This window comes from Mycobacterium sp. NGS11 (assembly GCF_059813315.1).
The window spans coordinates 20081-46854 of record NZ_JCALEJ010000027.1 but is presented as its reverse complement, the minus strand read 5'-3'; the positions used below and the strand labels follow the sequence as shown (position 1 = coordinate 46854).

27 protein-coding genes are annotated in these 26774 nt (G+C 66.5%); 15 read left to right on the top strand and 12 right to left on the bottom strand.

The genetic code is table 11. The annotated features are described in order from the left end of the window. Positions 1-27: 27 nt before the first annotated feature. Entirely contained in the window at positions 28-786 is a 759-nt protein-coding gene (locus tag AC5Y4T_RS22150) for an STAS domain-containing protein (RefSeq protein ID WP_499955390.1), read from the bottom strand. Then, on the bottom strand, positions 783-1796 hold the full coding sequence (locus AC5Y4T_RS22145; protein WP_499955388.1) for a chemotaxis protein CheB: 1014 nt from the start codon (positions 1794-1796) through the stop codon (positions 783-785). Before AC5Y4T_RS22145 ends, AC5Y4T_RS22150 begins: the two co-directional genes overlap by 4 nt. 115 nt (positions 1797-1911) lie before the next feature. On the opposite strand from AC5Y4T_RS22145, the gene AC5Y4T_RS22140 reads away from it, so the two are divergent. Further along, a complete protein-coding gene (locus tag AC5Y4T_RS22140; RefSeq protein WP_499955386.1) occupies positions 1912-4014 on the top strand; it encodes a catalase in 2103 nt (700 codons plus the stop codon). Positions 4015-4088: 74 nt separating this feature from the next. Beyond that, on the top strand, positions 4089-4346 hold the full coding sequence (locus AC5Y4T_RS22135) for a DUF7218 family protein (RefSeq protein ID WP_499921913.1): 258 nt from the start codon (positions 4089-4091) through the stop codon (positions 4344-4346). On the opposite strand, the gene AC5Y4T_RS22130 is transcribed toward AC5Y4T_RS22135, so the two are convergent. Then, positions 4343-4918: a nucleotidyltransferase family protein gene (locus AC5Y4T_RS22130; protein WP_499955384.1), complete on the bottom strand. Its 576-nt coding sequence runs from the start codon at positions 4916-4918 to the stop codon at positions 4343-4345. The two genes, AC5Y4T_RS22135 and AC5Y4T_RS22130, sit on opposite strands and share 4 nt — an antisense overlap. Before the next feature lie 295 nt (positions 4919-5213). Here AC5Y4T_RS22130 and AC5Y4T_RS22125 point away from each other — a divergent pair, with 295 nt between their 5' ends. The 3 genes from AC5Y4T_RS22125 to AC5Y4T_RS22115 all read left to right on the top strand — a co-directional run bounded on the left by AC5Y4T_RS22125 (position 5214) and on the right by AC5Y4T_RS22115 (position 7820). After that, positions 5214-6167, top strand: coding sequence for an acyl-CoA dehydrogenase family protein (locus AC5Y4T_RS22125; protein WP_499921910.1), 954 nt, complete (start codon positions 5214-5216; stop codon positions 6165-6167). Continuing rightward, complete coding sequence (locus AC5Y4T_RS22120; RefSeq protein WP_499955382.1) at positions 6164-6937, top strand: PIG-L deacetylase family protein; 774 nt, start codon at positions 6164-6166, stop codon at positions 6935-6937. Before AC5Y4T_RS22125 ends, AC5Y4T_RS22120 begins: the two co-directional genes overlap by 4 nt. Positions 6938-7055: 118 nt before the next feature. Then, positions 7056-7820 (top strand): endonuclease/exonuclease/phosphatase family protein, encoded by a 765-nt coding sequence (locus AC5Y4T_RS22115; RefSeq protein WP_499955380.1) that lies wholly within the window; start codon positions 7056-7058, stop codon positions 7818-7820. Between the two features lie 103 nt (positions 7821-7923). On the opposite strand, the gene mbp1 is transcribed toward AC5Y4T_RS22115, so the two are convergent. Further along, on the bottom strand, positions 7924-8160 hold the full coding sequence (gene mbp1 / locus AC5Y4T_RS22110) for a microaggregate-binding protein 1 (protein ID WP_499921904.1): 237 nt from the start codon (positions 8158-8160) through the stop codon (positions 7924-7926). A 169-nt stretch (positions 8161-8329) separates the two neighbouring features. Here mbp1 and AC5Y4T_RS22105 point away from each other — a divergent pair, with 169 nt between their 5' ends. The 4 genes from AC5Y4T_RS22105 (at position 8330) to AC5Y4T_RS22090 (ending at position 13022) form a co-directional block, all read left to right on the top strand. Continuing rightward, positions 8330-9148, top strand: coding sequence for an SDR family oxidoreductase (locus AC5Y4T_RS22105; RefSeq protein ID WP_499955378.1), 819 nt, complete (start codon positions 8330-8332; stop codon positions 9146-9148). A 243-nt stretch (positions 9149-9391) separates the two neighbouring features. Beyond that, entirely contained in the window at positions 9392-9790 is a 399-nt protein-coding gene (locus AC5Y4T_RS22100; RefSeq protein ID WP_499955430.1) for a heme-binding protein, read from the top strand. Between the two features lie 129 nt (positions 9791-9919). Further along, complete coding sequence (locus AC5Y4T_RS22095; protein WP_499921900.1) at positions 9920-10975, top strand: DNA topoisomerase IB; 1056 nt, start codon at positions 9920-9922, stop codon at positions 10973-10975. 253 nt (positions 10976-11228) lie between these two features. Further along, entirely contained in the window at positions 11229-13022 is a 1794-nt protein-coding gene (locus AC5Y4T_RS22090; RefSeq protein WP_499921899.1) for a thiamine pyrophosphate-requiring protein, read from the top strand. 10 nt (positions 13023-13032) lie between these two features. On the opposite strand, the gene AC5Y4T_RS22085 is transcribed toward AC5Y4T_RS22090, so the two are convergent. Both AC5Y4T_RS22085 and AC5Y4T_RS22080 read right to left on the bottom strand, forming a co-directional pair. Continuing rightward, entirely contained in the window at positions 13033-13695 is a 663-nt protein-coding gene (locus AC5Y4T_RS22085; protein WP_499955376.1) for a UdgX family uracil-DNA binding protein, read from the bottom strand. Between the two features lie 70 nt (positions 13696-13765). Further along, positions 13766-14326, bottom strand: a complete 561-nt coding sequence (locus tag AC5Y4T_RS22080; protein ID WP_499955374.1) for a hemerythrin domain-containing protein — start codon at positions 14324-14326, stop codon at positions 13766-13768. 146 nt (positions 14327-14472) lie between these two features. Here AC5Y4T_RS22080 and AC5Y4T_RS22075 point away from each other — a divergent pair, with 146 nt between their 5' ends. The 3 genes from AC5Y4T_RS22075 (at position 14473) to AC5Y4T_RS22065 (ending at position 17764) form a co-directional block, all read left to right on the top strand. Continuing rightward, on the top strand, positions 14473-15546 hold the full coding sequence (locus AC5Y4T_RS22075) for a hypothetical protein (RefSeq protein ID WP_499955372.1): 1074 nt from the start codon (positions 14473-14475) through the stop codon (positions 15544-15546). A gap of 67 nt (positions 15547-15613) precedes the next feature. Continuing rightward, positions 15614-16624, top strand: coding sequence for a sensor domain-containing protein (locus AC5Y4T_RS22070; protein ID WP_499955370.1), 1011 nt, complete (start codon positions 15614-15616; stop codon positions 16622-16624). A gap of 168 nt (positions 16625-16792) precedes the next feature. Continuing rightward, positions 16793-17764 (top strand): aldo/keto reductase, encoded by a 972-nt coding sequence (locus AC5Y4T_RS22065; RefSeq protein WP_499955368.1) that lies wholly within the window; start codon positions 16793-16795, stop codon positions 17762-17764. Here AC5Y4T_RS22065 and AC5Y4T_RS22060 read toward each other — a convergent pair. The 4 genes from AC5Y4T_RS22060 to AC5Y4T_RS22045 form a co-directional block, all read right to left on the bottom strand. Further along, positions 17761-18528: an SDR family oxidoreductase gene (locus AC5Y4T_RS22060; RefSeq protein ID WP_499955428.1), complete on the bottom strand. Its 768-nt coding sequence runs from the start codon at positions 18526-18528 to the stop codon at positions 17761-17763. The genes AC5Y4T_RS22065 and AC5Y4T_RS22060 overlap by 4 nt on opposite strands. A 104-nt stretch (positions 18529-18632) precedes the next feature. Then, positions 18633-20783, bottom strand: coding sequence for a glycogen debranching protein GlgX (gene glgX, locus AC5Y4T_RS22055; RefSeq protein ID WP_499955366.1), 2151 nt, complete (start codon positions 20781-20783; stop codon positions 18633-18635). A gap of 92 nt (positions 20784-20875) precedes the next feature. Next, positions 20876-22057, bottom strand: coding sequence for a zinc-dependent alcohol dehydrogenase (locus AC5Y4T_RS22050; RefSeq protein ID WP_499955364.1), 1182 nt, complete (start codon positions 22055-22057; stop codon positions 20876-20878). Positions 22058-22119: 62 nt separating this feature from the next. Then, positions 22120-22827 (bottom strand): GAF and ANTAR domain-containing protein, encoded by a 708-nt coding sequence (locus AC5Y4T_RS22045; RefSeq protein ID WP_499955362.1) that lies wholly within the window; start codon positions 22825-22827, stop codon positions 22120-22122. A gap of 268 nt (positions 22828-23095) precedes the next feature. Here AC5Y4T_RS22045 and AC5Y4T_RS22040 point away from each other — a divergent pair, with 268 nt between their 5' ends. Further along, the gene (locus tag AC5Y4T_RS22040) at positions 23096-24406 is read left to right on the top strand and encodes an NAD(P)/FAD-dependent oxidoreductase (RefSeq protein ID WP_499921886.1); all 1311 of its coding nucleotides are present in this window, start codon (positions 23096-23098) and stop codon (positions 24404-24406) included. An 11-nt stretch (positions 24407-24417) separates the two neighbouring features. Here the strand turns inward: AC5Y4T_RS22040 and AC5Y4T_RS22035 are convergent, their stop codons facing one another. Beyond that, the gene (locus tag AC5Y4T_RS22035) at positions 24418-24954 is read right to left on the bottom strand and encodes a DUF1360 domain-containing protein (protein ID WP_499921885.1); all 537 of its coding nucleotides are present in this window, start codon (positions 24952-24954) and stop codon (positions 24418-24420) included. Between the two features lie 63 nt (positions 24955-25017). After that, on the bottom strand, positions 25018-25383 hold the full coding sequence (locus tag AC5Y4T_RS22030; RefSeq protein ID WP_499921883.1) for a MerR family transcriptional regulator: 366 nt from the start codon (positions 25381-25383) through the stop codon (positions 25018-25020). Positions 25384-25525: 142 nt separating this feature from the next. On the opposite strand from AC5Y4T_RS22030, the gene AC5Y4T_RS22025 reads away from it, so the two are divergent. Continuing rightward, entirely contained in the window at positions 25526-25975 is a 450-nt protein-coding gene (locus AC5Y4T_RS22025) for an Hsp20/alpha crystallin family protein (protein WP_499921881.1), read from the top strand. A 106-nt stretch (positions 25976-26081) separates the two neighbouring features. After that, the gene (locus tag AC5Y4T_RS22020; RefSeq protein WP_499948788.1) at positions 26082-26765 is read left to right on the top strand and encodes a PAS and ANTAR domain-containing protein; all 684 of its coding nucleotides are present in this window, start codon (positions 26082-26084) and stop codon (positions 26763-26765) included. The last annotated feature ends 9 nt before the right edge of the window (positions 26766-26774 follow it).

The following is a 26774-nucleotide window of genomic DNA, read 5'->3' as shown; positions in this document are numbered from 1 at the left end:
CGAAGGATTTGAACACTACTCGCGACGTCAGAAGTGGTTTTCCCGACCGATCAATGCCCAGACCGTTTTGCCCGACGAGGTCGGGGTCGCACCCCATACCCGGCAGAGCGCGGCGACGATGGCCAGCCCAGAGACGATATCCGCCCCGAGGTCGGCATCTTCATGGCGCCCGGGCAGGTGGGAACTGTTGTCCTCCACAGCGACGGTGACCGTGTCTTGAAAGCTCTCGACAATCAAGACCGGTGCGCTCTCGGTGTGGTCGAGGACGTTTTCGACGAAGACGGTGGCCAGCGTGGCAGCGACCGGAATCACCTCGCTGATGTCCCACTGGGCGAGCCATTCGGCCATCACACTGCGCGCAACCTCGAGGCTGCTGATATTTCGCGCGAGGCTGGCGCGCGCCCGCCGCCGGACCTGAAGCGACCGGTCCTGCAGGGCGTCTTGGGCGAGCTCCAGGCTGGCATGTATCGGCACATAGCGAGTAACACCGGCGTTGGTGATCTCCCGCCGCACCCGCGGCTCGCCGCACACGAGCAGGATCGGCACGTCGGGCCAGATGCTGACGTGCCAGCGGGCGCTGGTGAACACCGTCCATGCGGAAGCCGATGGCGCGCGCAGACGGTTGACGTCGACGATCACCGCGCGGGGCTCGTCGATCGCGGCCTTGATGACGGCGTCGCGAACGGTCCGGTAGGTATAGCTGTCCAGCACGCCCTCGACGGTCAAAAGCGGTAGGTCTGGTGAGGTTTCCAGCTCGATCCGGACCGCCGGTCGATCGTTACTCATCCGGTTTCGCCCTCCTGCTGGGCAGCGGTCGACAGCCGGTCGCTCAGCAGTGTCAGGGCGCGTTCGGTCTCGGCCGCAATGGCCGTGTAGCGCCGGTGCAATGGACCGGTTTCGGCTTTGCCGGCCATGTCGCGGGCTAGCTTGGCCTTTTCCTGCAGGCTGCGCACCGCGATCCACAGCGCCCCCTCGAGCTCGGCGTCCCGAGCGCCGAGCAGCGCCTCGGCCGTCCACGCGTGGCCCACGTGGCAGCGAAAGTTGGCCTCACTGATGGAGATCAGCGAGCCGCTGCAGTCGGGGCAGGTATAACCCGAAGGGACCCCCAACTTTTCGGTGTCGAAGTCGGTCGCGAACCGCGACATCATGGCGATGCGGTTCTCGAGCTCCATGGCGGCGTCGCGCTCCATGTCAAAATCCTTTATCTCTCGGTGCGACAGCTCTTTGAGGACCGCGCCGATATCGGCCGCCGCGGCCTGCCGATCCACCACGCCGGCCCGCGCGGCGGTGGTGGGCATCGCCGGGAACAATGCGCCCTCGGGCGCCTGCGCGATGGTGGTGCCGCCGCGCGAACGGATGGCTCCCATTCCCAGCACGCCGTCATCGAGCACGCCAGAAAGCAACACGCCGATCGCGCGGGGCCCGAAGTTCAGGGCCACCGACCGGAACAACGCGTTGATCGCAGGCCGGTGCCCGTTCTCGGTTGGCCCCTGCGACAGGAGTACATGATGGTCGGCGACCAGCAGATGGCGATCCGGAACCCCGACATAGATGCGCCCCTGTTCCAGGGGTGCCCCGTCCTCGGCGGCGACCGCGGGCAGCGGACCGCTGCGGTCGATGATGCGGGCCAAGATGCTAGGCGCGCCGGGGGGGATGTGCAGCACCATCAGATAGGCGTAGGGCACGTCCGGCGATAACCCGGCCGCAAGGTTCGACAGCGCTTCGACGCCTCCCGCCGACGCACCGATCGCTACCACACCTTGCAGGGCGCCGACTTCAGCCGTCTCAATCACCACTTTCGACTACCCCTATAGATGGTAGGCAACCCTTTCCGTCCTGGATAGGGCCGCGCTCGCCCCGTTTGCGCCGGTCGGACGGTGGTACTCCGCATGGTTGAAAAGGAGGCGAGCCATGACCACCGATCAAAATCCGAAACAGCGCGATCTGGACTCGGCGCGGTTCCGTCGTGACACCGGATACCTGACCACACAGCAGGGCGTTCGCGTCGACCACACCGACGATTCGCTGACGGTCGGTGAACGAGGACCGACATTGCTGGAGGACTTCCACGCCCGCGAGAAGATCACCCACTTCGACCACGAGCGCATTCCGGAGCGCGTCGTGCACGCACGTGGAGCCGGCGCCTACGGCTTTTTCGAGCCGTACGACGACTGGCTGGCCGATCACACCGCGGCGAAATTCTTGACCACTCCTGGCCTTCAGACGCCGGTGTTCGTTCGATTCTCCACGGTGGCCGGGTCGCGCGGATCGGCCGACACGGTGCGCGACGTGCGCGGCTTCGCCACCAAGTTCTATACCGAACAAGGCAATTACGACCTGGTGGGCAACAACTTTCCGGTGTTCTTCATTCAGGACGGCATCAAGTTCCCCGACTTCGTGCACGCGGTGAAACCTGAGCCGCACAACGAGATTCCGCAGGCGCAGTCCGCACACGACACATTGTGGGACTTCGTGTCGCTGCAGCCCGAAACCCTCCACACCATCATGTGGCTGATGTCAGACCGGGCGCTCCCGCGCAGCTACCGCATGATGCAGGGCTTCGGCGTGCACACCTTCCGGCTGGTAAACAACAGCGGGGAAGGCACTTTCGTCAAGTTCCACTGGAAACCTCGGCTCGGGGTGCACTCACTGATCTGGGACGAATGCCAAAAGATCGCCGGCAAGGATCCCGATTACAACCGCCGCGATCTGTGGGAGGCCATCGAGTCCGGGCAATACCCGGAGTGGGAGCTGGGCGTGCAGCTGATCGCCGAGCCCGACGAGTTCAACTTCGATTTCGATCTGCTCGACGCGACCAAACTCATTCCCGAAGAACAGGTTCCGGTTCGTCCGGTGGGCAAGATGGTGCTGAACCGCAACCCGGACAACTTCTTCGCCGAGACCGAGCAGGTGGCCTTCCACACGGCAAACGTGGTGCCCGGCATCGACTTCACGAACGATCCGCTGCTGCAGTTCCGCAACTTCTCCTACTTAGACACTCAGCTGATCCGCCTGGGCGGCCCCAACTTCGCTCAACTGCCGATCAACCGGCCGGTGGCCGAAGTGCGAACCAACCAGCATGACGGCTACGGACAGCACGCGATCCCGCAGGGGCGCTCGAGCTACTTCAAGAACAGCATCGGCGGCGGCTGCCCGGCGCTGGCCGATGAGAACGTCTTTCGCCACTACACCGAGCGACTCGGCGGGGAGACAATGCGCAAGCGCGCCAAGTCGTTTGAGAACCACTACAGCCAGGCGCGGATGTTCTGGCTGAGCATGTCGGCGGTCGAAGCCGAACACATCGTTGCCGCGTTCGCCTTCGAGCTCGGCAAGGTCGAAGTGCCCGAGATCCGTTCGGCCGTGGTGGAACAACTCGCGCGAGTCGACGGTGGGCTGGCCGCGCAGGTGGCGGCGAAGCTGGGTCTTCCCGAGCCTCCCGAGGAAGCCGTCGACGATCGGGTGGCCCCGTCGCCGGCGCTCTCCCAGATCGGTGTCAGCGACACCATTGCCTCGCGCAAAATCGCGGTCCTGGCCGCCAACGGTGTCGACGTGGTGGGGACGCGACGCCTCATCGAGCAGATGGGCGAACGCGGCGCCATGGTCGAGGTGTTGGCACCGGTCGCCGGTGGCACGTTGGAGGGCGGATCCGGCGGCGAACTTCCCGTCGACCGATCGTTCACGACGATGGCATCGGTGCTTTATGACGCCGTCGTGGTGGCGTGCGGGCCACAATCGGTGCAGACCCTGTCCGGCGACGGCTACGCGGTGCACTTCGTGACCGAGGCCTATAAACACCTGAAGCCGGTCGGCGCCTACGGGGCGGGTGTCGACCTGCTCCGCACGGCCGGCATCACGAATCGCCTCGCCGAGGACACCGACGTCGTCAACGATCAAGCCGTCATCACCACCAAAGCCGCTGCCGATGAGTTGCCGGACCGCTTCGTCGAGGAACTGGCCGCCGCTCTCGCCCGCCACCGTTGCTGGGAGCGGCGCACCGACCCGATTCCCGCCTAAGACGTGGTTTTCTCCGCGCCCGGGGCGGGCACTCCGAGGTTCAGGGCGTCTCATGGTGGACAGGAGGATCGCTGATGCCGCGTTCGTCGATCAAGAATGAAAAGCTGTATCAGGATTTGCGTAAAAAGGGCGATTCTAAGGAAAAGGCCGCGCGCATCTCTAACGCGGCCGCCGCCCAGGGCAAGTCGAAGGTCGCGCGTAAGGGTGGCAAGTCCGGGTCTTATCAGGACTGGACCGTGGCGGAACTCAAGAAGCGCGCCAAAGAGCTTGGTATGTCCGGCTATTCAAGCCTGACCAAAGACAAGCTGGTCGCCAAACTGCGTAATCACTAGCTGGTGAGGCCGAGCCGCTCGGCCAGCACCAAGAGCGCGACCGCGTAGTCGTTGTCCTTGGTCATCGTTCGGATCGCCTCCCAGTCCAGCCGTTCGCGCACCGCGCGCACCGCCGGCAGCAGCTTGGCGAAGTCGCAGTGGTGCTCGTGCAGCGCCCGTAGTTGCTGGACGATCACCAAAGTGGGCGGCAACACCGGCATGCTGATGGCGAGTACCTCCTGCTGTTCGGCGCGGTCCAGCATGCCCGCGTCGACCGGGACTCCGTTGATCCGGTGCAGGACGTCGACGAGCGTGTCGGCGCTGCGGGCCTTGAACAGCCAGTCCTCTGGCGGGCGCTCGATGACGAACCCCGCGTCGGCCAAGGTGGTCACGGCCGCTTCGACATCGGACTCCGCTACCACCAAGTCCACGTCGTGACGGGGTTCGGGTGCCCCGTAAACCCACAACGCATAACTGCCGGCCAGGGCGAAACGTGGCCCGTTCGCCTTGAGAGCCGCCGCCGCGCCACGCAGCGCCTCCCGCAACGGCGTGGCGCACGCGGGTGGATCGGGCTGGGCTTCGGTAGTTGCCATGGTGCATAGGTCATACCCGGGCCGTCGCCGGAGCAACCTGGGATGGCGGCCACGGCCGTTTAACTTATGGCCAATTGGGAAATCTCGGGGTTATGTCAGCCGCCGTGCCATGCGCCTATGACGCTGCCGCCGTAGTGGTCGGTCAGCTGAGGTCCGGCGCGCACACGGTCGGCCACCGCATAGATCGTGACACCGACTTGCCGGTGATCACGTCGAAGCGAATCCCGGCTCGGGACCCGTACGGATTCGCCGATTACCTCACACAATTGGGGAGAACGGCGGCGGGTGATTGCGCGTGACGGCGGGCCTTGTTGAGCACTGGCTGGAGTCCGGACGACTTGAGTTGCCCTTTCCCGCATCGGGGCGCACAGCCGAACGCTGGCAGCGTCTGGCACGCCTGGCCGAGGAGAACATCGTGGCGGCCAGGATCGCCGAAGCGCACGTCGATGCGGTAGCGATACTTCACGAATTGGGCGGCAAGCCGCCCGAACCGGGCCAATTGTGGGGGGTGTGGACGGCCGAGGCGCCGGACGCCGTTCTGACGGCCACCAGCAACGACGGCGCGTTCTCGCTGAACGGCACGAAGGTGTGGTGCGCGGGCGCGGGATTCTGCACGCACGCGCTGGTCACCGCGCGCCTTGACGACGGAACGCGCGGGCTGTTCGCCGTCGCCGCGATCGACCCCACCGTCAAGGCGTTGCCCAGCACGTGGTGGAACGCCGGGATGGCCGGCAGCGATACCAGGCCGGTCCAGTTCACCAATGCCCAAGCCGTGGCGGTGGGCGATCCCGACGCCTATCTGGAGCGGCCCGGGTTCTGGCACGGCGCCATCGGTGTGGCTGCCTGCTGGCTGGGTGGTGCGCGGCGGGTCGCCGACCCGCTATACCGCTGCGCCGCAAGCCAGTCGGCCGACGCGTACTCGCTCGCGCACCTTGGCGCGGTGGACGCCGCGCTCGCCGCCGGCGATGCGATCCTGTCCGCAGCCGCGACTCAGATCGATGACGACCCCTTCGACAGGGCCGGCACAGCGCAGCTTCTCGCCCGTCGAGTCCGCACGGTGGTGGAACACGCGGTCGATGAAGCGATTACGCGCACCGGGCGCGCTCTGGGCCCCGGCCCGCTGTGCCAGGACGGCCGGCACGCCCAACGAGTGGCCGATCTGAGCATCTACATCCGGCAAAGTCATGCGGAGCGGGATTTGGCCGAGCTCGGACGCCTGGCGGGACAGCAGGGGATGCGGGCGCCATGACAACCGCGTCGGCGGGCAACCGCACCCGGTTTGCGGCCGAATCGCTCACCCATGGCGGCACGCCAGCGCCGTTGTGGCTGGCCGCTTTCGCGGACAGCCCCCTGCCGACGTTGGATCTCACGGAGTGTTTACGGCTGGTCGTCGTGGCTCCTCACCCCGACGACGAAACCCTCGGACTGGGCGCCACAATCGCTCAGCTGACCGCGCGCGGGGTTAGCGTTCGAGTGGTCTGCGTCAGCGACGGTGGCGCCGCCCGGCCCGGCACGTCAGCGTCGGAGCGGCTTCGCAGGCAGACCATCCGTCGTTGCGAATTACGCCGAGCGACAAACCTTTTGAACGCCCCGCCCCCGTTGATGCTGGGTCTGCCCGACGGTGAGCTGGCAGACCACGAAGACGGTATCACCGAGACGCTGACCGAAATCCTCGACGTGGCCGGACCCGGGACCTGGTGTGCGGCGACGTGGCGCGGGGACGGCCATCCCGACCACGAAGCCGTCGGCCTCGCGGCTTCGGCCGCGTGTGCGCGTACCGGGACGACATTGTTGGAATATCCGGTGTGGATGTGGCACTGGGCATTTCCAGCCGACGAATCGGTGCCGTGGGACCGGGCCTATTCGGTGCCCGCACCCGGTTGGGCGTCGGAACGCAAACTGCGTGCGGCGCAATGTTATCGAAGCCAATTCGAGCGCAGTGGCGACGGCGCCGCGCCCAGGTTGCCGGGCTGCGTGCTGCCGCGCTTGCGCGCGGTGGGCGAGGTCGTCTTTCGGTGACCGCACCGACCGCCGGGTGTTCCTATCAGGATGCGCCCCCGTCGGTTCGTGTCGTAGCGAGCCCGCGCGTCGGGGACGGTGGCGACTGCACCAGGAAAAAAGTGGGTAGGGGAAACCTATGCGTGTGGCGACGTTCAACATCCTGCACGGGCGCACGGTCGGTGACGGCGTGGTGCTCCAGCGGCTGCGTGACTGCGTACAACGCCTCGATCCGGACGTGCTGAGCTTGCAAGAGGTCGACTGCGACCAACCGCGCTCCGAGCGCGCCGACCTGACCGCAGCGGTGGCCGAAGCCATGGGCGCCGTAGAACACCGGTTCGTGGCGGCGATTTCGGGCACGCCGGGGGCGACCTGGATGGCCGCCACGGGCCGCGAGCAACCCGGAACCGCCGCATACGGAATCGCGTTGCTGTCCCGATACCCCGTCACCAGCTGGCAGGTGCTACGGCTGCCCCGCATACCGATGCGGTTTCCGATGTACCTCCCGGGACCCAATCGGGTCATGGTCGTCAACGAGGAGCCGCGCGCGGCGGTCATCGCGCAGATGCGCACGCCCCTGGGCGCGCTCACGGTGGCCAACACTCACCTGTCCTTCGTCCCGGGCTGGAACCGGCGTCAGCTACGCCGACTGACTCATGACCTGCGCGGCTTTCCCGGACCAAGGCTGCTCACCGGGGACTTGAACATGACCCCGAAGACGGTGCGCCGGTGGTCGGGCATGCGGGCGTTGGCCACCGCCCAAACGTTTCCCGCGGACACGCCCAATCGCCAGCTCGACCACATCTTGACCGACGACCGCCGGCTGCGCGGGGGCGCCGTGGAATCGAACCTGATGACCATTTCCGACCATCGTCCGCTGGTGGTCGATCTGCAGCGGGCCTGACGGTTCAACCGGCGGCCGAAGGCATCTCGTCGGCGCGGCCGCCCTACCCCTACGCGCGAAAGGGGCCCGGTCCGTCAATCGGACCGAGCCCCCTGCGGGTGACCTACTGGTTCTTCTTCTGCCGCTCCTCGGCGGCGTCGGCGCCCGCCCGCGCCGACTCAGCTTCGGCTTCCTTCTTGCCCGCATCGCGTTGAGCGTCGGCTTTGTCCTGCTGGGCCTGGCCCTCTCTGTGCAAGTCGTCGCGCCCGAGCACGGCCCCGCCGACCTCTTTGACCTTCCCCTTCACGCCCTCCACGGTGCCCTTGACCGCTTCCTCCGGCCCGCTCTTGTCATCCCCCATGGGTTCAACCTCCCTCTCGGTGATTACTGAGCTTGCGCTCGATTGGCACCTAGGGCGTTCCCACCGCACGGCCCATCAAACGCGACCGGTCCGCGTGACCCCTCGACGCGACCGCCGAATCCGTCCGTTTGAACGAGGCTTAGCTGGGTAGTAGCCAGGCCGAAAGGGGGTGATGGCGCTGACCACTATCGCCGTGATCGGCGCGACCGGCACCGCAGGCACCCGCATCGTCGCCCGGCTGAGGTCGCGCGATGTCGCCATCGTAGAGATATCGCGTGAGCATGGCGTCGACCTGTTTGACGGGCCCGGACTTTCGCGCGCGCTCAAGGACGTTGACGTCGCCATCGACGTGTCCAACCCGGTGCCTCCCGACGGCCGGTCCGACATCGGCCAGACCCTGGCGGCGGCCTCCCACAACATCGTGGGCGCGTGTGCCACGCAAGGAGTTCAGCGCCTGGTGGTGTCGACGATCGCCGGAATCGAGGACCCCGTGTTCGACGGCTTCGCCTATTACGAAGCCAAGCGCAGGGCCAAAGACATCATGCTCGACGGTCCGGTACCGACCACGATCGTCAGGTCGACGCAATGGTTCGAATTCGCCACCAACGATGACGCGGTGACATGCAACTCCGACGAGGTCATCGTCGAGGACTGGCTGATTCAACCCGTCGCCGCCGATACGGTCGCCGACGTGATGGTCGAGGCGGCCCTGGGGCAGCTACACGCACCGCGCACCATCACCGGCCCGGACGCCATCCGGCTGCCCGATCTCACATCCAAACTCCTTGCCCGGCAGGGCGATAGCCGACAGGTGCGAACCGTGCAGCCCGCGGTTGCCGCACTGGGCGCCGGAGCGCTGCTCGCTCCCGGCCAGGCCGTCGTCGTCGGCCCCGGCGTCGACACGTGGCTGCAGACCCTGGCTCCCCCCGGCACCAGCGGCCACCATTGCGCCGACGGCTCGAGTCCGCACTTCGGGACCAGCCAGTAAATAACGATCCCGTCACGATCCCGCCGACGATTTCCTAAGACCCCGGCCGTTTTCTTAAGAATTCGTCGCTCCTTTAATCGTTCGCTTAGCAAACGACCGCCGGAAAGGGGGTAACGACCGCTAGCGTTCGTCGTCGGCGAACATCAGCGAATACTGCCACCGTCGGCTTCCGCTACTTTGGATTCCGAGGATCGGGAGCCTCTCGCAGAAACAACCATTTTCGTTTCGAAGGACAACAAGATCATGAAAATCAGCAGTATCGTCGCGCGCCGGAAAGTGGCCGAGATCGGTGCCGGCTGCCTGCTCGGGGGAATGGCGATGGGCATCATCGGTGCGCCCTCGGCGGCCGCAGCGCCCGACTGCAGCCCAGCCGGTGTGAACAACACCGTTTCCTCGGTGGAAGGCTCCGCCCAGCAGTATCTGGCGGCGCATCCGGGCGCGAACCAGGTGGTGACGGCCGCCTACGGGCAGCCGCGGCCGGAGGCCGAATCGAGCCTGCGCGGCTACTTCACCGGCCACCCGCAGGAGTACAACGACCTGCGCGGCATTCTGGCGCCAATCGGCGACACCGAGCGGCAGTGCAATGTCACCGCCCTGCCGCCGAACCTGGAGTCGGCTTACCACGAGTTCATGGCCGGCTGATTGCGCTACGACACGACCCGCCACAGCGCCGTGGCGGGTCGTTGCCATGTGGGGGCGCTAGTTCGGCCGTGTGAACAACTTCTCCGGCGGGTAATTGTGCAGTCAGCTACCAGAATTGGAGGGCGGAAAATGCGGCTGCGCCGGAGCGTGCTGAGCAAGCCTGGTATCGCGCGCAAGCGTCGCGGTAAAGGCTTCGCCTATTACCAGCCGGATGGCAAACCGCTGTCCGACCCGGAAACCCTGCAGCGCATCAAGGATCTGGTCATCCCACCTGCCTGGAAGAACGTGTGGATTGCGCCGTACAGCAACGGCCACATCCAAGCCGTGGGCGTCGACGCCGCCGGGCGGCGGCAGTATCTGTACCACTCCCTCTGGCAACAGGAACGCGCCGAGGAGAAATTCGACCGTGTGCTGGAACTGTCGACGCGGCTGCCGGTGTGGCGCGCCGAGATTGCCAAAGACCTGACGCGCAAGGGCTTGACCCGCAAGCGGGTGCTGGCGCTCGCGCTGCGGCTGCTCGATCGCGGGTACTTTCGCGCCGGCGGCGAGCAATACGCCGAGGAGAACGAGTCCTACGGTCTGTCCACCCTGTTATGTGAGCATGTGGTGGTCCGTCGCGACGCGGTCGAGTTCGATTTCCCCGCCAAGAGCGGAGTCCGGCGCACCGTGGAAATCGAGGATCCCGACGTGGTCCGCGCGGTGCGTGCGTTGACGCGCCGCCCCGACCGCACCGAGCGATTGCTGGTGTGCCGCACCTCATCCGGCTGGCTCGATGTTCGTGCCGCCGACCTGAACGAGCGATTCAAGGAACTGGTCGGCGACGAATACACCGTGAAGGACCTGCGGACGTGGCATGGGACGGTGCTGGCGGCCGCGGCATTCGCCGACGCGGACCCTGCCGTCTCTCGCCGGGTGGCCAAACGCGTTGAATCCGCAGTGATGAAAGAGGTGGCCGAGGAGCTGGGCAACACTCCGGCGGTCGCGCGCGGATCCTACGTCGACCCCCGCGTGGTCACCGGTTACGAACAGGGGCTGACCATCGCGGCGGCGACCCGCCGCGCCGAACGCGCCCGCAAACCCGACGTCGCCCAGGAGATCCTGGACAAGGCCACCCGCATGTTGATCCGGCGAGTGGCCAAGGGCCACAGCGCTGGTGGATCCTCGGCGCTCCCCAAATCGGCGTGAGCGGTCGCGCCAGCTGAAAACTGGCTGAGAGTCGCCTGACCTGCCGAATAACGCCGGCGAATCCGGGTAACCGGGCTCGTGTGGGAAGTGCCCAAGCCGTCCTCGCGGCGGCAGCCTGCGTGGGTCTCGTCTGTCAGCGGCGGCCGCTAGCGGCTGGTTCGCGTTTCGACAACGGTGCCACGCAGGTGGTTCAAACAATAGCCACACCGCCCATCCGCCAGCACAGTAGGACCGTCTGCCGAGGAGCGAAAACATGTCCAAAAAAGAGGTTTCCGACTATCTGCTAGAGCGCTTGCGGGCGTGGGGCGTTGAACATGTATTCGGGTACCCCGGCGACGGCATCAACGGCCTGCTGGCGGCGTGGGGACGCGCGGACAACAAACCCAAGTTCATCCAGTCGCGCCACGAGGAGATGAGTGCCTTCGAGGCGGTGGGCTACGCGAAATTCACCGGCCGGGTCGGAGTTTGCGCCGCCACCTCGGGCCCCGGCGCGATCCACCTGCTCAACGGCCTCTACGACGCCAAGCTCGACCATGTTCCGGTGGTGGCCATCGTCGGCCAGACCAACCGCAGCGCGATGGGCGGAAACTACCAGCAAGAGGTCGACCTGCTGACCCTTTTCAAGGACGTCGCCAGCGACTACGTCCAGATGGTCACCGTCCCCGAACAATTGCCCAACGTGCTCGACCGCGCGATCCGCATCGCGATGACCCAGCGGGCCCCGACGGCGTTGATCATCCCCAGCGACGTCCAGGAGCTGCCATACTCTCCGCCCGAACACGCGTTCAAGATGGTGCCCTCCAGCCTCGGCATCGAATATCCGGAAATCGCCCCGGACGACACCGCCATCGCGCGCGCCGCCGATGTGCTGAATGCGGGCAAGAAGGTCGCCATGCTGGTGGGCTCGGGCGCCCGCGGCGCCCAAGACGAGCTCGCCGAAGTCGCCGACCTGCTCGGTGCGGGCGCGGCGAAGGCGTTGCTGGGCAAGGACGTGTTGTCGGACGAATTGCCCTGGGTCACCGGCTCGATCGGCTTGCTGGGGACGCGGCCGAGCTATGAGTTGATGCGCGACTGCGACACGCTGCTGACCGTCGGCTCGAGCTTCCCGTACACGCAGTTCCTGCCGGAATTCGGTCAAGCGCGCGCGGTGCAGATCGACGTCGACGGCCGGATGATCGGCATGCGCTACCCGTTCGAGGTCAACCTGGTTGCCGACGCGAAGACCGCACTGCGGGCGTTGATCCCACACCTGCGCCGCAAAGAGGACCGCTCGTGGCGCGAGGGCATCGAGAAGACCGTGGCCCGCTGGTGGGAGACCATGGACAAGGAGGCCATGGTCAGCGCTCACCCGGTCAACCCGTTGCGATTGTTCTCGGAGCTGTCGCCGCAGTTGCCCGACAATGCCATCGTCGCAGCCGATTCCGGCTCGTCGGCCAACTGGTATGCGCGCAATCTGCGCTTCCGCGGCAACATGCGGGGCTCGCTGTCGGGCAACCTTGCCACGATGGGCCCGGGGGTTCCGTACGGCATCGGCGCCAAGTTCGGCCATCCGGACCGGCCCGTCATCGTGTTCAGCGGGGACGGCGCAATGCAGATGAACGGCATGGCCGAACTGATCACGATCAAGCGGTACTGGAACGAGTGGAAAGATCCGCGTCTGATCATCGCGATCCTGCACAACAACGACCTGAATCAGGTCACCTGGGAAATGCGGGCGATGGCCGGCGCGCCGAAATTCGCGGAGTCCCAAAACCTTCCCGACATCGACTTCGCCGCGTTCGCGGCCAGCCTGGGCCTGAACGCGATGACCATCAAGGACCCGGAGGAGCTGTCGGACGCCTGGCGCAACGCGCTGTCCGCGGACCGCCCCACCGTGCTGGACGTCCACACCGACCCGGACATGCCGCCCATCCCCCCGCACGCCACCTGGGAGCAGTTCAAGTCGGCGACCGCGGCGGTGCTCTCCGGTGACGAAGACCGGGTGGGTTTCGTCAAGGTCGGACTGAAGACCAAGGCGCAGGAGTTCCTGCCGCACAAGAAGAGTTGACCCGCGCGGGTCAACTCACCAGGCTCGCGGCCGCGCTGCGCAGGTCGTCGACGAACGAGTTGTACACCTGATCGTGTCGGTCGCTGCGGTCGCGCAGCACCGACGAGGGGTGCACCGTCGCAAAGACGATCGGCTCCGGTGTGAGGTCGACGTCGACGGACGCGGGCAGCCGCAGTTGTTGGCCACGCTGGGTGGAAACACGAAAGGTGTTGCCCAGCAAGGACTGCGCGGCCGTCGCACCCAGGCACACGATGACTTGGGGCCGCACCGCCTCGATCTCGGCGATCAGCCATGGTCGGCACGCGACCACTTCGGTGCGGCCGGGCTTTTGGTGGATGCGTCGCTTGCCGCCCTTACGGGTGAACTTGAAGTGCTTGACGGCGTTGGTCTCATAGACCAGCGCCGGGTCGACGCCGGCATCGTCAAGAGCACGGGCGAGCAACCGCCCGGCCGGGCCTACGAACGGCTCGCCGGCGCGGTCCTCCTGGTCGCCCGGTTGCTCGCCCACCAACATGATCGGCGCCCCGGAATTCCCGTTGCCGAACACCGTTTGGGTGGCGTCTTCGAAAAGTGAACAGCCGTGGCACGTTTCGGCCGCGTCGCGCAGCGCGTCGAGGTCCCGCTGCTGCGGAAGGTAGCGGTCGGCCCCGGGTGCGTTCGATGTTGCGGCCATGGTGCGCTGAAGGGCGTGGTACCCCCCGCTCCCCCACCGAGCAGGGGGTACCACGCCATGGGTGGCTGCGTCAGCCTTTGCCGAGGATGGTGTCGCGGGCCCGGTCGAGCATCGCCGCGAACGGTCCGGCGGCCAGATTGGCCACCTGCGATTCCACTCCCTGGTGCGGGCGGGTGGGCGCAATCGCCTCGGCGAGCTTGGCGGCGCGCCCCATGCGCTCGAGCTCCTCGCCGCTCAATTCCTCACCCAGCTTGGCGAATTCGTCGTGCTCCTCGTGCTCGGCGTGTTCGATGACCGCGTCGCGCAGCTTGGTCAATTCGCGAGTGAACTCCTCGCTGTCGACGTCGAGCTTTTCCAGCTTCTGCAGAACGGTCTTGGCTTCGTGCTCTTCGTGGAGGCGCTTGTCGACCACGACGGCGCCGTCGGAGATCTTGCGCTTGGCGCGGGGGTGCACGATCTCCTCCTCCGCGGTTTCGTGGACGGCGAGCAGCCGCCGAAGCTCGACAAAGGCCTTCTCGCGGGCCTTTCCGGACGCCGCCAGTGTCTCGGCGAACATCGCTTTGATCTGCTCATGCTGACTGACGAGGAAGTCGACCACGTCGGTGGGCGACTTGATGGCGTTCGTTGCCACAGTGTCCCTCCCATCTACTTTGGTTCGACGCGCAAGGCTGTGCGCGCTCCGTCAACGGCTACCCGACGAATCCGGGCGTCAAACGGAGTGTGGCCGCGCCCGCGCGGGGTATGTACTGGACAAACAGCGAAAGGAGCTTGCGGTCGATGGATGCCGAAATCGATTCCCGCACTCGCCATCGCATCCGGGCTCTGTTGCGCTGCGGAGTCGTCGGCGTGCTCGCGACGGCCGCGCTGAGCACGGGCTGTTCACGCCCCGGAGCATCGCTGGAAGCCGCGCCCGACGTCGAACTCTGGCAGGCAGGCGCCGCGTTGCACGAGCCGGTGTGGTCGTATCGGATGAACGCGTTGGTCGCGCTCACCGACGACCACCGATTGGCCGAGGTCAGTGCCGGCGATCACGGCGCAGGGGCCAAGACGCGTTTTTCCGCGCCCATGGCGTCCGGGCGCAACCTGCAAATCAGCCGAAAAGACGAGCGGGTGGTGTTCGTGCCACAACCCGAGCGCGGCAAGGTGGCGGAGGTCGACCTGGAAAGCCTGCGCCAGGTCAACGATTTTGACGCCGGACCGGCGCCGGCCTACCTGACCGAGGATTCGGGATTGCGGATGCTGCTTGCGCTTTCGGCGGATGGAAAGGCGGTGACGCCGGTGGATCAGTACGGCTACCGCAAGCTCCCCACCGCGACCACCGGCGAGAGCGCGGACACCATAGACGGCGCCAATCGCGGCCGCGAGCTGGACTACCACCTGTTCGGCTCGTCGGGCATCCGCCATTTCCAGGGGACATCGTCGCCCGCGGCGGAACGCGGATCACTGGACTTCGACGTCGCGGTTTCGGCGGGCGACGGCACCGCGGTGACACGCAGCTACGTGGCCGGACGCGACGACGACACCCTGCGCGCCGTCGACTCGCGCCGCGGCGGAAAGGGATTGGAGGTGCTGGCCAGCACGCGGTTACCGTCCCCGATCCGCGAACTCGGCACCGACGACACCAGGATCTATGCGGCCACCGACCACGAACTGGTGACGCTGGAGGCGGCGTGCTTCACCGGTTTTCCGGACGGTCACATCCCGGTACTGCGCGCCATCGATTACCGGTCGGGGCTGCCTCCCGACGCCCGGGCGGCCCAGCTCTCGGGAATGGCCGTCGGGCCGCATCGGGTGTACCTGACCTTCGCGCACGCGCCCTACGTGGTCGGCATCGCCAAACCGCGCCTGTGACGGGTTTGCCCAAGCGCCCTCGTCGGCTACATTTCGGGCAGGTTCTCCCCGCTAAGGAGGCACTGGGGTGACCAACCCGCAGGACCCGTACTGGCAAAACCCGCTCAGCTATGACCCGCTCGGCCGCGTCCCGCCGGCCGACGAGGAGCTACCCGACGAGCTGCCCACCGCGCCTTCGCCTTTCACGGCGCCGCCAGCGCCCTACCGCCCGCCGGTCAACACCATGGCGACGCTGTCGCTGGTCTTCGCATTCCTCTTCGCGCCGGCGGGGGCGATTCTGGGACATCTCGGCCTGTCGCAGATCCGCCGCACCGGCGAACTCGGCCGCGACCGCGCGCTGGTGGGCGTGACGCTGTCGTACATATTCATTTTGTTGGCGGTCGTCGCCCTGGCCGGGTGGGCCACGCTTTCCGGTTCGACCTCCCCGAACCGGACGCCTCCCGGGTCCAGCACGGCGGCCGGGCCGCCGCCGCCCACAGTCCCCCCGGAGACCATCGCCACGCTGCTACCCGGGCTCGACGCCCTGCGGAACATCACCGGCGATGCGAACCTCGATGCCGGACCGACCTGGAACAGCCCCGGCCGACCCGCGGATGACGGCAGCATCGACCGCCCGGAGTGTTGGGGAAGCATCGCCGCCGGCAGCCCGGACGCCTACCCTCCGGGGGCGCTGGCCGGATATCACGCCGGGCAATTCACCGATACGCGCAGCATGCTGAAGTCGATGCAGGTCATCCAGGGCGTGGGGGCGTTCCGCGATCCCGCCGCCGCCCAGGCCCAGCTTGCGGGCTTGCTGTCGGGATGGCGCCAGTGCGGCGGCTACACCGTCACCGTGACCGCCCCCGGCGGACGGCCGATCCCGATGTCGTTGGGCACACCCGCCGACGCCGGCAACGGCATCACCACGCTGGATCTGACGCCCAAGGCCATTCAGGTGCGCTCGGCGCGGGCGATCGCCACCAAGGCGAACGTCGTCATCGACCTGAGCGTGTCCGCCAACGGCACTACGGACAGCGGGCCGCCCCGCGCGGCCGCGGTCAGCATCGCCAACTACATCCTCGGCAAGATCCCCGGCTGAGCAGCCTACGGTTCGCCCGGCTTTGCCGCGCTCGCGATCGCCACTACCCACATGAGTGGCGACCCGCAGCGCCCGGCTCCGCCGCGCTCGCGATCGCCACTACCCACATGAGTGGCGACCCGCAGCGCCCGGCTCCGCCGCGCTCGCGATCGCCACTACGCTGAGCCCATGAAATTTGTCGACGTCGACGGGGTCGGCCGGGTCAGCCGGATCGGCCTGGGCACCTGGCAGTTCGGTTCGCGCGAATGGGGTTACGGAGATAGCTACGCCGCCGGCGCAGCCGGCGACATCGTCCGCCGCGCCCTTGCCATGGGGGTGACGCTGTTCGACACCGCCGAGGTTTACGGCCTGGGCAAGAGCGAGCGGATCCTGGGCGAAGCCCTCGGCGACAAGCGCGCGGACGTCGCGGTGGCCAGCAAGATCATGCCGGTCGCGCCCTTTCCCGCCGTGGTCAAGCAGCGCGCCCGCGCCAGCGCGCAGCGGCTGAGGCTGGACCGGATTCCGCTTTATCAGATTCACCAGCCCAACCCGGTGGTGCCGGATTCGGTGATCATGCCGGGCATGCGCGACCTGCTGGAGCGCGGCAAGATCGGCGCGGCCGGCGTCTCGAACTATTCGCTGCAGCGCTGGCAGAAGGCCGACGCCGCGCTCGGGCGCCCGGTGATCAGCAACCAGGTGCACTTCTCGCTCGCCTTCCCGAAGGCGCTGAAGGACCTGGTGCCCTTCGCCGAGCGGGAGAACCGCATCGTGATCGCCTACAGCCCGCTGGCACAGGGCCTGCTCGGCGGCAAGTACGGCGTCGACAACCGCCCAGGCGGCGTGCGGGCGGTGAACGCGCTGTTCGGCACCGAAAACCTGCGCCGCGTCGAGCCGCTGCTGCAGCTGCTGCGCGACGTCGCCAAGGACGTGGACGCCAAGCCGGCGCAGGTGGCACTGGCCTGGTTGATCAGCTATCCGGGCGTCGTCGCGATTCCGGGCGCCTCCAGCGTCGAGCAGCTCGAGTTCAACGTCGCCGCCGCCGACATCGAACTGCCCACCGCATCACGTGACGCGCTCACCGAGGCGGCCCTGGCCTTCCGGCCCACGTCGACGGCGCGTTTCCTCACCGACCTGGCCAAGGAGAAGCTCGGCCGCGGTTAAGACTGGTTGGCCTCGGCGAACGCGGCGGGGCTGGCCGGCGCCCCGCGCGCCACCACGAGCGGCATCGATGTCGAGGAGTTGGTGCGCAGGATGGTGTGGACGACGTCGACGAGGTCCTCGACCGGCATCAGCTTGCCGGGCATGCAGCCGCGCGCCGACCACAGCGGCACCGCTTTCATCGCGAGATCCATATCCCAGCCCTCGTTCATTCCGGTCTGACCGTCACCCTCTCCGCCCGCGCACTCCCCGACGATCAGGTTGGTGAAGCCGATGTCGGAGTGTTCGGCTCGCCACGCTTCGACGAGCCGCTCCAGGGCGGCCTTGCTGACGCCGTAGGCGCCCAGACCCGGCCACGGCGGCCCGAAGGTGCCGGCGTCGGAAGACAGGTACACTGCCTTGCCGGCCGACGCGGTGAGGTAAGGCACCGCCGCGGCCGTCACCAACGATGCGCCGATGACGTTGGTGTCGAAGATGCGCCGCCACGTGTCGGCGTCGGTGTCCACCATGCGGACCAGCGGCCCCACCGCGGGTGTGTAGACGATGTTGTCGATGCCGCCGAGGGCGTCGGCGGCGTGGTCGATGGCCGAGCGGCAGGAGCCCTGGTCGGTGACATCGCATTCGACGGCGATCGCGTTCGGGCCGGCGTCCTTGGCCGCGGCTTCGATGCGCTCCCGGCGCCGGGCGAGTAGCGCGACCTGATCGCCGCGCTGCGCAAGACCGACGCCTATGCAGCGCCCCAACCCACTGGAGGCGCCGATGACCACTGTCCTTGACATATTCGCCCTCTCCTGTAACGACCGCGCTGCAGCCACAGCGTATCGGCAGGCGGCGCGTTACGTAACGTTCGGGCGGGTTTGTGTCAAGGTGGTCAGCCGCCGTCGGGCGCCTGCAGCACCACGGCGGTATGCGCGTCGACGGTGAAAGTACCTCCGCCGGGCACCTCGTCGGCCGGTGTGGCCTCTTCGGGCCCGGTGAAGACCACAACCTGCCAGGAAGCGCCGAATTCCTTTGGCGGCAAGGTGAATTCGATCGGCTCGTAGTGGGCGTTGAAGCACAGCAGGAAGGAGTCGTCGAGCACCCGCTGCCCCCGCGAATCGCGGTCGGGGATGCCGTGGCCGTTGAGGAACACGGTGAGTGATTTGGCGAATCCGGCGCCCCAGTCCTCGTCGGTCATTTCGGCGCCTTCGGGGGTGAACCAGGCGATGTCCGGCAGTCCGTCCTGGCCGCGGCGCCCCACGGGCTTGCCGGAGAAGAACCGGCGCCTGCGGAAGACCGGGTGCTCGGCGCGCAGCGCCGACACCGTCCGGGTGAATTCCAGCAGCCCGGCGTCGGCGCTGTCCCAGTCGATCCAGGTGAGTTCGTTGTCCTGGCAGTAGCCGTTGTTGTTGCCGTTCTGGGTACGACCGAGTTCGTCGCCATGGCAGATCATCGGCACACCCTGGGACAACAGCAGCGTGGTCAAAAAATTGCGCTGCTGGCGGGCGCGTAGCTGGTTGACCTGTTCGTCGTCGGTGGGACCCTCAGCTCCGCAGTTCCAAGACCGGTTGTGGCTCTCGCCGTCGTTGTTGTCCTCGCCGTTGGCCTCGTTGTGCTTTTCGTTGTAGGACACCAGGTCGCGTAGCGTGAAGCCGTCGTGGGCGATGACGAAGTTGATCGACGCCACCGGCCGCCGCGCGGTGTGCTCGTAGAGATCCGCCGATCCGGAGAGCCGATAGGCGAACTCGTCCAGGGTGGCGGGCTCGCCGCGCCAGAAGTCGCGCACGGTGTCGCGGTATTTCCCGTTCCACTCGGTCCACTGCGGCGGGAAGTTGCCCACCTGGTAACCACCCGGGCCCACGTCCCACGGCTCGGCGATGAGCTTGACCTGGCTGACCGTCGGATCCTGCTGCACGAGTTCGAAAAACGTTGCCAGGCGGTCGACGTCGTAGAACTCGCGGGCCAACGTCGAGGCCAGGTCGAACCGGAAACCGTCGACATGCATCTCGGTCACCCAGTAGCGTAGCGAGTCCATGATCAGCTGCAGCGCGTGCGGATGTCCGACGTTGAGGCTGTTGCCGGTGCCGGTGTAGTCCATGTAGTACTGCTTGTCGTCCTCGACCAGCCGGTAGTAGGCGGCGTTGTCGATGCCGCGCATCGACAGGGTTGGGCCCAGGTGATTGCCCTCCGCCGTGTGGTTGTAGACCACGTCGAGGATGACCTCGATGCCGGCCTCGTGCAGCGAGCGCACCATGGCCTTGAACTCTTGAACCTGGCCGCCCGGCGTGGTGGCGCTGGAGTACTTGAAGTCGGGTGCGAAGAATCCGATCGTGTTGTAGCCCCAGTAATTCGACAGCCCCTTGTCCACCAGGGTGGAATCGTTGGCGAAGTGGTGCACCGGCATCAATTCGATGGCTGTGATGCCGAGGTCCTTGAGGTGCTCGATGATCACCGGGTGCGCCACCGCGGCGTAGGTGCCGCGCAGCGGCTCGGGGATGTCGGGGTGGGTCTGGGTCAGGCCCTTGACGTGCGCCTCGTAGATGACCGAGTCGGCATATTGATGGTCCGGCGGCCGGTCGTTACCCCAGTCGAAGTAGGGGTTGATCACGACCGACTTTGGCATGCTGGCCGCCGAGTCGTCGTCGTTGCGGCTGTCGGGGTCGCCGAAGTTGTAGCTGAACAGCGACTGATTCCATTCGAACGAGCCGTCGATGGCTTTCGAATACGGGTCCACCAGCAGCTTGTTCGGGTTGCACCGGTGCCCCGCGGCCGGGTCGAACGGCCCGTGCACGCGGTAGCCGTAGCGCTGGCCCGGTTCGATGTTGGGGATGTACGCGTGCCAGATGAAGCCATCGACCTCCGGCAGGGTGACGCGGCTCTCGACACCCTCGGCGTCGAACAGGCACAACTCGACGCGCTCGGCCACTTCGCTGAACACCGCGAAGTTGGTGCCCGCGCCGTCGTACGTCGCCCCCAGCGGGTAAGCCCTGCCCGGCCACACCTCTCCGGTGGGTGTGGGAGCGACAGCGTCTGCGGTGGTCATGGCGCAATCAATACCCTGCTTACCGGACCGTCAAACTGTGCGTCACGCCCGAAAGCGCCGCGACTTACTGGAAAGCCTTGGCGCATAGGAGATCACGGCTTGAGTATGACCTTCACCGCACCGTCCTGCTTCTTCTGGAAGATGTCGTAGGCGTGCGGGGCCTCGCCGAGGGGTAGCACGTGGGTGGCGAAGCTGTCGACGCCGAGCGGGTCTTCGTCGGTCAGCAGCGGCATGATGTCGTCGACCCAGCGCTTCACGTTGGCCTGCCCCATCCGCAGCGTCACCTGCTTGTCGAACAGGGTGAGCATCGGCAACGGGTCGGCCATCCCGCCGTACACGCCGCTCAACGAGATCGTGCCGCCGCGCCGCACGATGTCGATGGCGGAGTACAGGGCACTGAGGCGGTCCACGCCGGCGGTTTGCATGACCCGCTTGCCCAGCACATCGGGCAGCAACCCGGCAACCTGCTGTGCCAGTTTGGCCGCCGGCGAGCCGTGCGCCTCCATTCCCACCGCGTCGATGACGGAATCGGTTCCCCGCCCGTCGGTCAGGTCGCGGATCACGTCACCCAGCGGGGTTTCGAGCCGACTTGAATCGATGGTGTGGATACCGCGTTTCGCGGCGCGGGCGAGCCGCTCGGGCACCAGGTCGACGGCGATGACGCGGTAGCCCAGGTGATCGGCGATGCGCGCAGCCATGTCCCCGATGGGACCCAGCCCCAGCACGGTCACCGAGCCGCCATCCGGGACGTCGGCATAGGCCACCGCCTGCCATGCGGTCGGCAGCACGTCCGACAAGTAGACGAAGCGTGAATCCGGCGGTCCTACAGGAACTTTGATGTGGGTGAACTGGGCCTGCGGGACGCGCAGCAGCTCTGCCTGTCCGCCGGGGACTTCGCCGTAGAGCTCCGAATAGCCGAACAGGGCGGCGCCCATACCCTGATCGCGCACCTGGGTGGTCTCGCATTGGGTGAAGAGCTGTTGGTCGCACATATGGCAACTGCCGCAGGAGATTTGGAAGGGGATGACCACCCGGTCCCCCACCCGCAGGTCACCCGTTTGACCGCCGACCTCCCGCACGATGCCCATGGCCTCGTGCCCGAGGATGTCCCCGGGGTTCATGAACGCCCCGAGAATCTCGTACAGGTGCAGGTCGGACCCGCAGATATTGGTCGAGGTGACTTCGATGATCGCGTCGGTAGATTGCTCGATCTTCGGATCGGGCACCGATTCCACCCGCACATCGCGTTTGCCGTGCCACGTGACAGCCTTCATGGGAGGGCGATACCCGTCTCGCACCCGTCGAAACCGCTTTGCCACCGCTGTCGCGAATGGCTTTAACCGCGGCGGTGTTTGAGGGGATGTTCGCTGTCGATGAGGGCGGCCGCGACATCCACCAGCCGGATGTTGGATTGCTGCGAAAGCCGGGTGAGCAGCCCGAAGGCTTCGACGGAATCGAGGTTGAAGCGCTCCATGATGACGCCCTTGGCCTGCCCGATGATGTCAAGCGTGGCCAGGGCGCTGCGAAATTGGTCCTGACGGCGCATCATCGTCCAGGCCAAGGCGATATGGGTGGCATACACCGTGCCCAGCTCCACTGACTCACCACCGAATGCGCGCGGAGCGTCGGCGTAGAAGTTCAGCGCTGCCATGCTGCTGCCGTCGACGAACAGCTCATAGGACAGGATGGAACGGATCGGGGTCTGCTCGAGCGCATGCCGCCGGTAGCGCGGCCAGCGCTGTTCGGCGTCCAGGTCGGCGATATGCATGATGTGGTGTTCCCAGGCCGCGGCCAGGCACGGCCCCTCGCCGTACCTGTTCTGAATCGCGTCAAGAACCATCGGGTAGTGATGCGTGGCGGCCACGCTGCTGACCGACCGGCTCTTCTCGGCCAACGTGATTCCCGCATACTTGGCGCCGGTCACGTGGTCGACGCCGTTATCGATCAGCTCGTGCAGCCCGGCCGCGGTATCGCCGTTCTCCCGCTCCAGGTTCGTCACCAGCTCCACAAGCTGATTGACGATGGTGGCGCGTCCATCTCGCATCGAACATCACCCCCTCGGGCCTGTCGGGCCGCAGAGCCCCTTCTCGCAGAGGTCAGAGTGGCATTGACAAGTGTATGAGCCATTTAGCGAAGCGCAAGGCCGGACAACGAATGCCCATCAAGCGATGACCGCGCACGCAGCGCACAGAGGGGCTTCGGTGCGAAGGTAGCATCAAAAACTGCCCCGCACAACGTCTTTCGCGTCGACCGCGAGCGCGGGATCAAGGGGCACCGCGCCGGTCCCCCGACGGCCGCCTACACTCGGCTGGGTGACCTCCATTGTGATCGTGGGAAGCGGCTTCACCGGATTCACCTGCGCCCGTCGCCTGGCCAAAATTCTGCGGCGGCGGCGCGCCCCGGTCGACATCACGATAATCTCGCCGGTCGACTACATGCTCTACACGCCACTGCTACCCGATGTCGCCGGTGGTGTCGTCGATGCCCGCTTTGTCGCTGTGCCACTGGCCAATTCGCTCAAGGGTGTCCGCGCTGTGCGTGGACGCGTGGACGCTGTGGACTTCGCCCGGCACACGCTGACCTATTGCGATCCCGAAGAGCGCAGCCATTCCATGTCCTGGGATCGTTTGGTGCTGACGCCCGGTTCGGTGACGCGGTTGTTCGACGTACCGGGGCTCGCCAGGCACGCGCGCGGGCTGAAGACCACTGCCGAAGCCCTCTATCTGCGAGACCATTTCGTGGAACAACTGGAGCTGGCCAACATCGAAGACGATGCCCGGATGGCCGCCGCCCGGCGCACCGTCGTGGTGGTCGGCGCGTCGTATTCGGGCACCGAGCTGGTGGCGCAGCTGCGCGCTCTGGCCGATGCCGCGGCCAAGCAGATGGGTTTCAACCCCGCCGAGGTGCGGTTCTTGCTGCTGGACCTGGCCGACCAAGTGATGCCCGAGGTGGGGAAGAAGTTGGGTGACGCCGCGCTCAAGGTGCTACGTAAGCGCGGCATCGACGTTCGGCTCGGCATCACCCTCAAGGAGGCGCACGCTGATCACGTTGTGCTCAGCGATGATTCGCGCATCGAGACACGCACGATCGCGTGGGTGACGGGGGTAGTCGGCGCGCCGTTGATTCAGAACCTGGGGCTACCGACGGAGAAAGGCCGGCTCACCGTGCAGCCCGATCTGCAGGTGCCCGATCACCCCGACGTCTTCGCGGCCGGTGACGCGGCCGCGGTGCCCGACTTGACCCAACCGGGAAAGGTCACGCCGCCGACCGCCCAACACGCGACCCGGCAGGGCAAGGCGCTGGCCCGCAATGTCGCGGCTAGCCTCGGTTACGGCAGCAGCAAGGAGTACAAGCACCGCAACCTCGGCCTGGTCGTCGACCTCGGACCGCGCTACGCGGTGGCCAACCCGCTCAACATCCACTTGTCCGGATTGCCCGCCAAGGCCGTCACCAGGTCGTACCACTTGTACGCGATTCCACGCGGCGTCAATCGGTGGGCGGTGTCACTGGCGTACTTGACCGACTTGCTGTTCACCCGCTCGGTCGTTTCGATCGGGTTGTCCTCGGAGGACGACGCGCAATTCACCGCCAGCGAGGGCATCCCCATGCCCAAGACGAGTTGACTCGACCGGCGTCAGCCTTCGGCCGACTGTTGCGCCATCGCGTAGGCGAGTTGAAGGAAGTCCGCGCCGGCCAGTGCGGTGAACACCCCGGCGACGAGCCGGGTGAACCTGGGTGCGAAAACCAGGCCGATGGCGAATCCCGTGGCGACCCACATGTCCAGGCAGAAGGGGCAGGTGAGCAACTCGCCCAAGCTGTGCCGGAGCTGACTCTGGTCGCGGGCCTCTTCCTGGACTTCCGCCGGTCCGCCCGTGCCCGCGTAGTGCGTGAAGGGCGCTCGCAGCGGGCTCGTCACCGCGTCCTTGGTCAAGGTGCGCGACAGCTTGTGGGTGCCCAGGGTGAGCAGGACGAGGTCCTGGACCCGCCACCGGGTCGGAAGTGTGCGCCCGCTGGCCAGCGCGGCCAGCACCGCAAAGACCACTACGACGCCATAGACGAACATCACCGCCAGGTAGCCGCCCAGTGGCCGGTCGTTGTCGCCCCGGTAGGCATCGGCTTCCTGCCGCGCGCTGCTGGCGACCTGGGCACCGGTATCCGTCAACTCACCCATCGCTTCTCCTCAAAGGCATAGCGGGTTGGGTACCCGGCGTCGGCCGGCGCAATCCGGAACGGCTCAGGCTGTGTCCGGTTCGACGGCGTTGGTCCTTTTTGCGGCTTCCCGCAAGGTGCGGTTGGTGGACCGCAGGTCGGTGTTGGCCGCCGACAGCGTGGCGTTGTGATCTTCCAGGTCGAGGATGCGCGCGACGCCCGCCAGGTTGACCCCGGAGTCGACCAGCTCACTGATGCGTCTGAGCCGCATCAGGTCGTCGGCGCTATACCGGCGGGTGCCGCCTTCGCTGCGGGCGGGTGTGATCAAGCCGTAGCGCTCGTAGAGCCGCAATGACTGCACCGCGATCCCGGACAATTCGGCGGCCACCGAGATGCCGTACACACCATGGTCGGACGAGGGGGCACCCGCGTCGCCGCGGTAGTCGGCCATCACCCATCTCCTTCAACTACCCGCACAAAAAATCTATCTAGCACACTTGCATCATTCTGTCGAGAGTGCTATATGAAATCTATGTCATTAGACATAGGAAATTGCCGACCCACCGCCTAGATTGGAGTGAGAGGTGACCACCATGCTGATGCGTTCAGATCCGTTCCGTGAGCTCGACCGCTTCGCTCACCAAGTCCTCGGCACTGCCGCCCGGCCGGCAGTGATGCCGATGGACGCCTGGCGCGAAGGCGAGAAATTCGTCGTCGAGTTCGACCTGCCCGGCATCGATGTCGACTCGCTGGACATCGACATCGAGCGCAATGTGGTGACCGTGCGCGCCGAACGGCCGGCCGTCGATCCCAACCGCGAGATGCTGGCCACCGAGCGGCCGCGCGGCGTCTTCAGCCGCCAGCTGGTGCTCGGCGAGAATCTCGATACCGAAAAGATCGAGGCCTCCTACGCCGAAGGCGTTCTGCGCCTGCATGTTCCGGTGGCCGAGAAGGCGAAGCCGCGCAAGATCACGGTCGGCCGCGGGGACACGCCGCGGGCCGTCCGGGACAGCGCCGGCGAGCGCGAGGTCATCAACGCCTGACCGACCGGCGGCCCGGGCGGCGGTCAACTCCCCCGACCACCGCCCGCCGCCGGCCCCGGACCACCGGTGCGGACGTCTCGCCCGGCGCCAGGAAGACCGAATCCAGATGAAATGGGAACTCGATGGCCAGACGGCCAACGTCGAACGGGCGTTGGCCGGCGGCGCCGCACAACCGGCGGGCTGGTTTCGGTTCTACTTCACCGACCAACGCTGGGAATGGTCGGAACAAGTGCAACGCATGCACGGGTATGAGCCCGGCAGCGTCACTCCGACCACCGATCTGGTGCTCTCGCACAAGCATCCCGAAGACCGCGGGCATGTCGCGGCCACCATCGATCAAATAGTCCATACGCACCAGGCGTTCAGCACTCGGCATCGCATCGTCGACACCCGGGGAAATGTGCGCCACGTCGTCGTCGTCGGCGACCGGATCTTCGACGACGACGGTGACGTGATCGGAACGCACGGGTTTTACATCGACGTCTCGGGACCGCGCGAGCGATCGCGCGAGGACGAGATGAGCGCGAAAATCGCTGAAATCAGCGAGAATCGGGCCGCCATCGAACAGGCCAAGGGCATGCTGATGCTGATCTACGGCCTCAGCGAAAGCGCGGCGTTCGATTTGCTCAGGTGGCTGTCCCAGGAAGCGAATGTCAAGCTGCGACCGCTGGCCGAGCAGATTGCCGAAGACTTCCGCCGAGCCGGCCTGCCGCTGAACACGCAGTCGCAATTCGATCACCTGATGCTGACCGCGCATGAGCGCGTCCACCCGTCCGCCGACCACGAGTAAAACTTTGGC

What these genes read in the sequence shown, in the direction of transcription:
- AC5Y4T_RS22075 (WP_499955372.1), top strand. Translation starts at nt 14,473, where the DNA reads ATGGATGCCGAAATCGATTCCCGCACTCGCCATCGCATCCGGGCTCTG.
- AC5Y4T_RS22115 (WP_499955380.1), top strand. Translation starts at nt 7,056, where the DNA reads ATGCGTGTGGCGACGTTCAACATCCTGCACGGGCGCACGGTCGGTGAC.
- AC5Y4T_RS22045 (WP_499955362.1), bottom strand. Translation starts at nt 22,827, where the DNA reads ATGCGAGATGGACGCGCCACCATCGTCAATCAGCTTGTGGAGCTGGTG.
- AC5Y4T_RS22135 (WP_499921913.1), top strand. Translation starts at nt 4,089, where the DNA reads ATGCCGCGTTCGTCGATCAAGAATGAAAAGCTGTATCAGGATTTGCGT.
- AC5Y4T_RS22065 (WP_499955368.1), top strand. Translation starts at nt 16,793, where the DNA reads ATGAAATTTGTCGACGTCGACGGGGTCGGCCGGGTCAGCCGGATCGGC.
- AC5Y4T_RS22120 (WP_499955382.1), top strand. Translation starts at nt 6,164, where the DNA reads ATGACAACCGCGTCGGCGGGCAACCGCACCCGGTTTGCGGCCGAATCG.
- AC5Y4T_RS22030 (WP_499921883.1), bottom strand. Translation starts at nt 25,383, where the DNA reads ATGGCCGACTACCGCGGCGACGCGGGTGCCCCCTCGTCCGACCATGGT.
- AC5Y4T_RS22095 (WP_499921900.1), top strand. Translation starts at nt 9,920, where the DNA reads ATGCGGCTGCGCCGGAGCGTGCTGAGCAAGCCTGGTATCGCGCGCAAG.
- AC5Y4T_RS22035 (WP_499921885.1), bottom strand. Translation starts at nt 24,954, where the DNA reads ATGGGTGAGTTGACGGATACCGGTGCCCAGGTCGCCAGCAGCGCGCGG.
- AC5Y4T_RS22085 (WP_499955376.1), bottom strand. Translation starts at nt 13,695, where the DNA reads ATGGCCGCAACATCGAACGCACCCGGGGCCGACCGCTACCTTCCGCAG.
- AC5Y4T_RS22050 (WP_499955364.1), bottom strand. Translation starts at nt 22,057, where the DNA reads ATGAAGGCTGTCACGTGGCACGGCAAACGCGATGTGCGGGTGGAATCG.
- AC5Y4T_RS22090 (WP_499921899.1), top strand. Translation starts at nt 11,229, where the DNA reads ATGTCCAAAAAAGAGGTTTCCGACTATCTGCTAGAGCGCTTGCGGGCG.
- glgX (WP_499955366.1), bottom strand. Translation starts at nt 20,783, where the DNA reads ATGACCACCGCAGACGCTGTCGCTCCCACACCCACCGGAGAGGTGTGG.
- AC5Y4T_RS22130 (WP_499955384.1), bottom strand. Translation starts at nt 4,918, where the DNA reads ATGGCAACTACCGAAGCCCAGCCCGATCCACCCGCGTGCGCCACGCCG.
- AC5Y4T_RS22150 (WP_499955390.1), bottom strand. Translation starts at nt 786, where the DNA reads ATGAGTAACGATCGACCGGCGGTCCGGATCGAGCTGGAAACCTCACCA.
- AC5Y4T_RS22025 (WP_499921881.1), top strand. Translation starts at nt 25,526, where the DNA reads ATGCTGATGCGTTCAGATCCGTTCCGTGAGCTCGACCGCTTCGCTCAC.
- AC5Y4T_RS22100 (WP_499955430.1), top strand. Translation starts at nt 9,392, where the DNA reads ATGAAAATCAGCAGTATCGTCGCGCGCCGGAAAGTGGCCGAGATCGGT.
- mbp1 (WP_499921904.1), bottom strand. Translation starts at nt 8,160, where the DNA reads ATGGGGGATGACAAGAGCGGGCCGGAGGAAGCGGTCAAGGGCACCGTG.
- AC5Y4T_RS22020 (WP_499948788.1), top strand. Translation starts at nt 26,082, where the DNA reads ATGAAATGGGAACTCGATGGCCAGACGGCCAACGTCGAACGGGCGTTG.
- AC5Y4T_RS22140 (WP_499955386.1), top strand. Translation starts at nt 1,912, where the DNA reads ATGACCACCGATCAAAATCCGAAACAGCGCGATCTGGACTCGGCGCGG.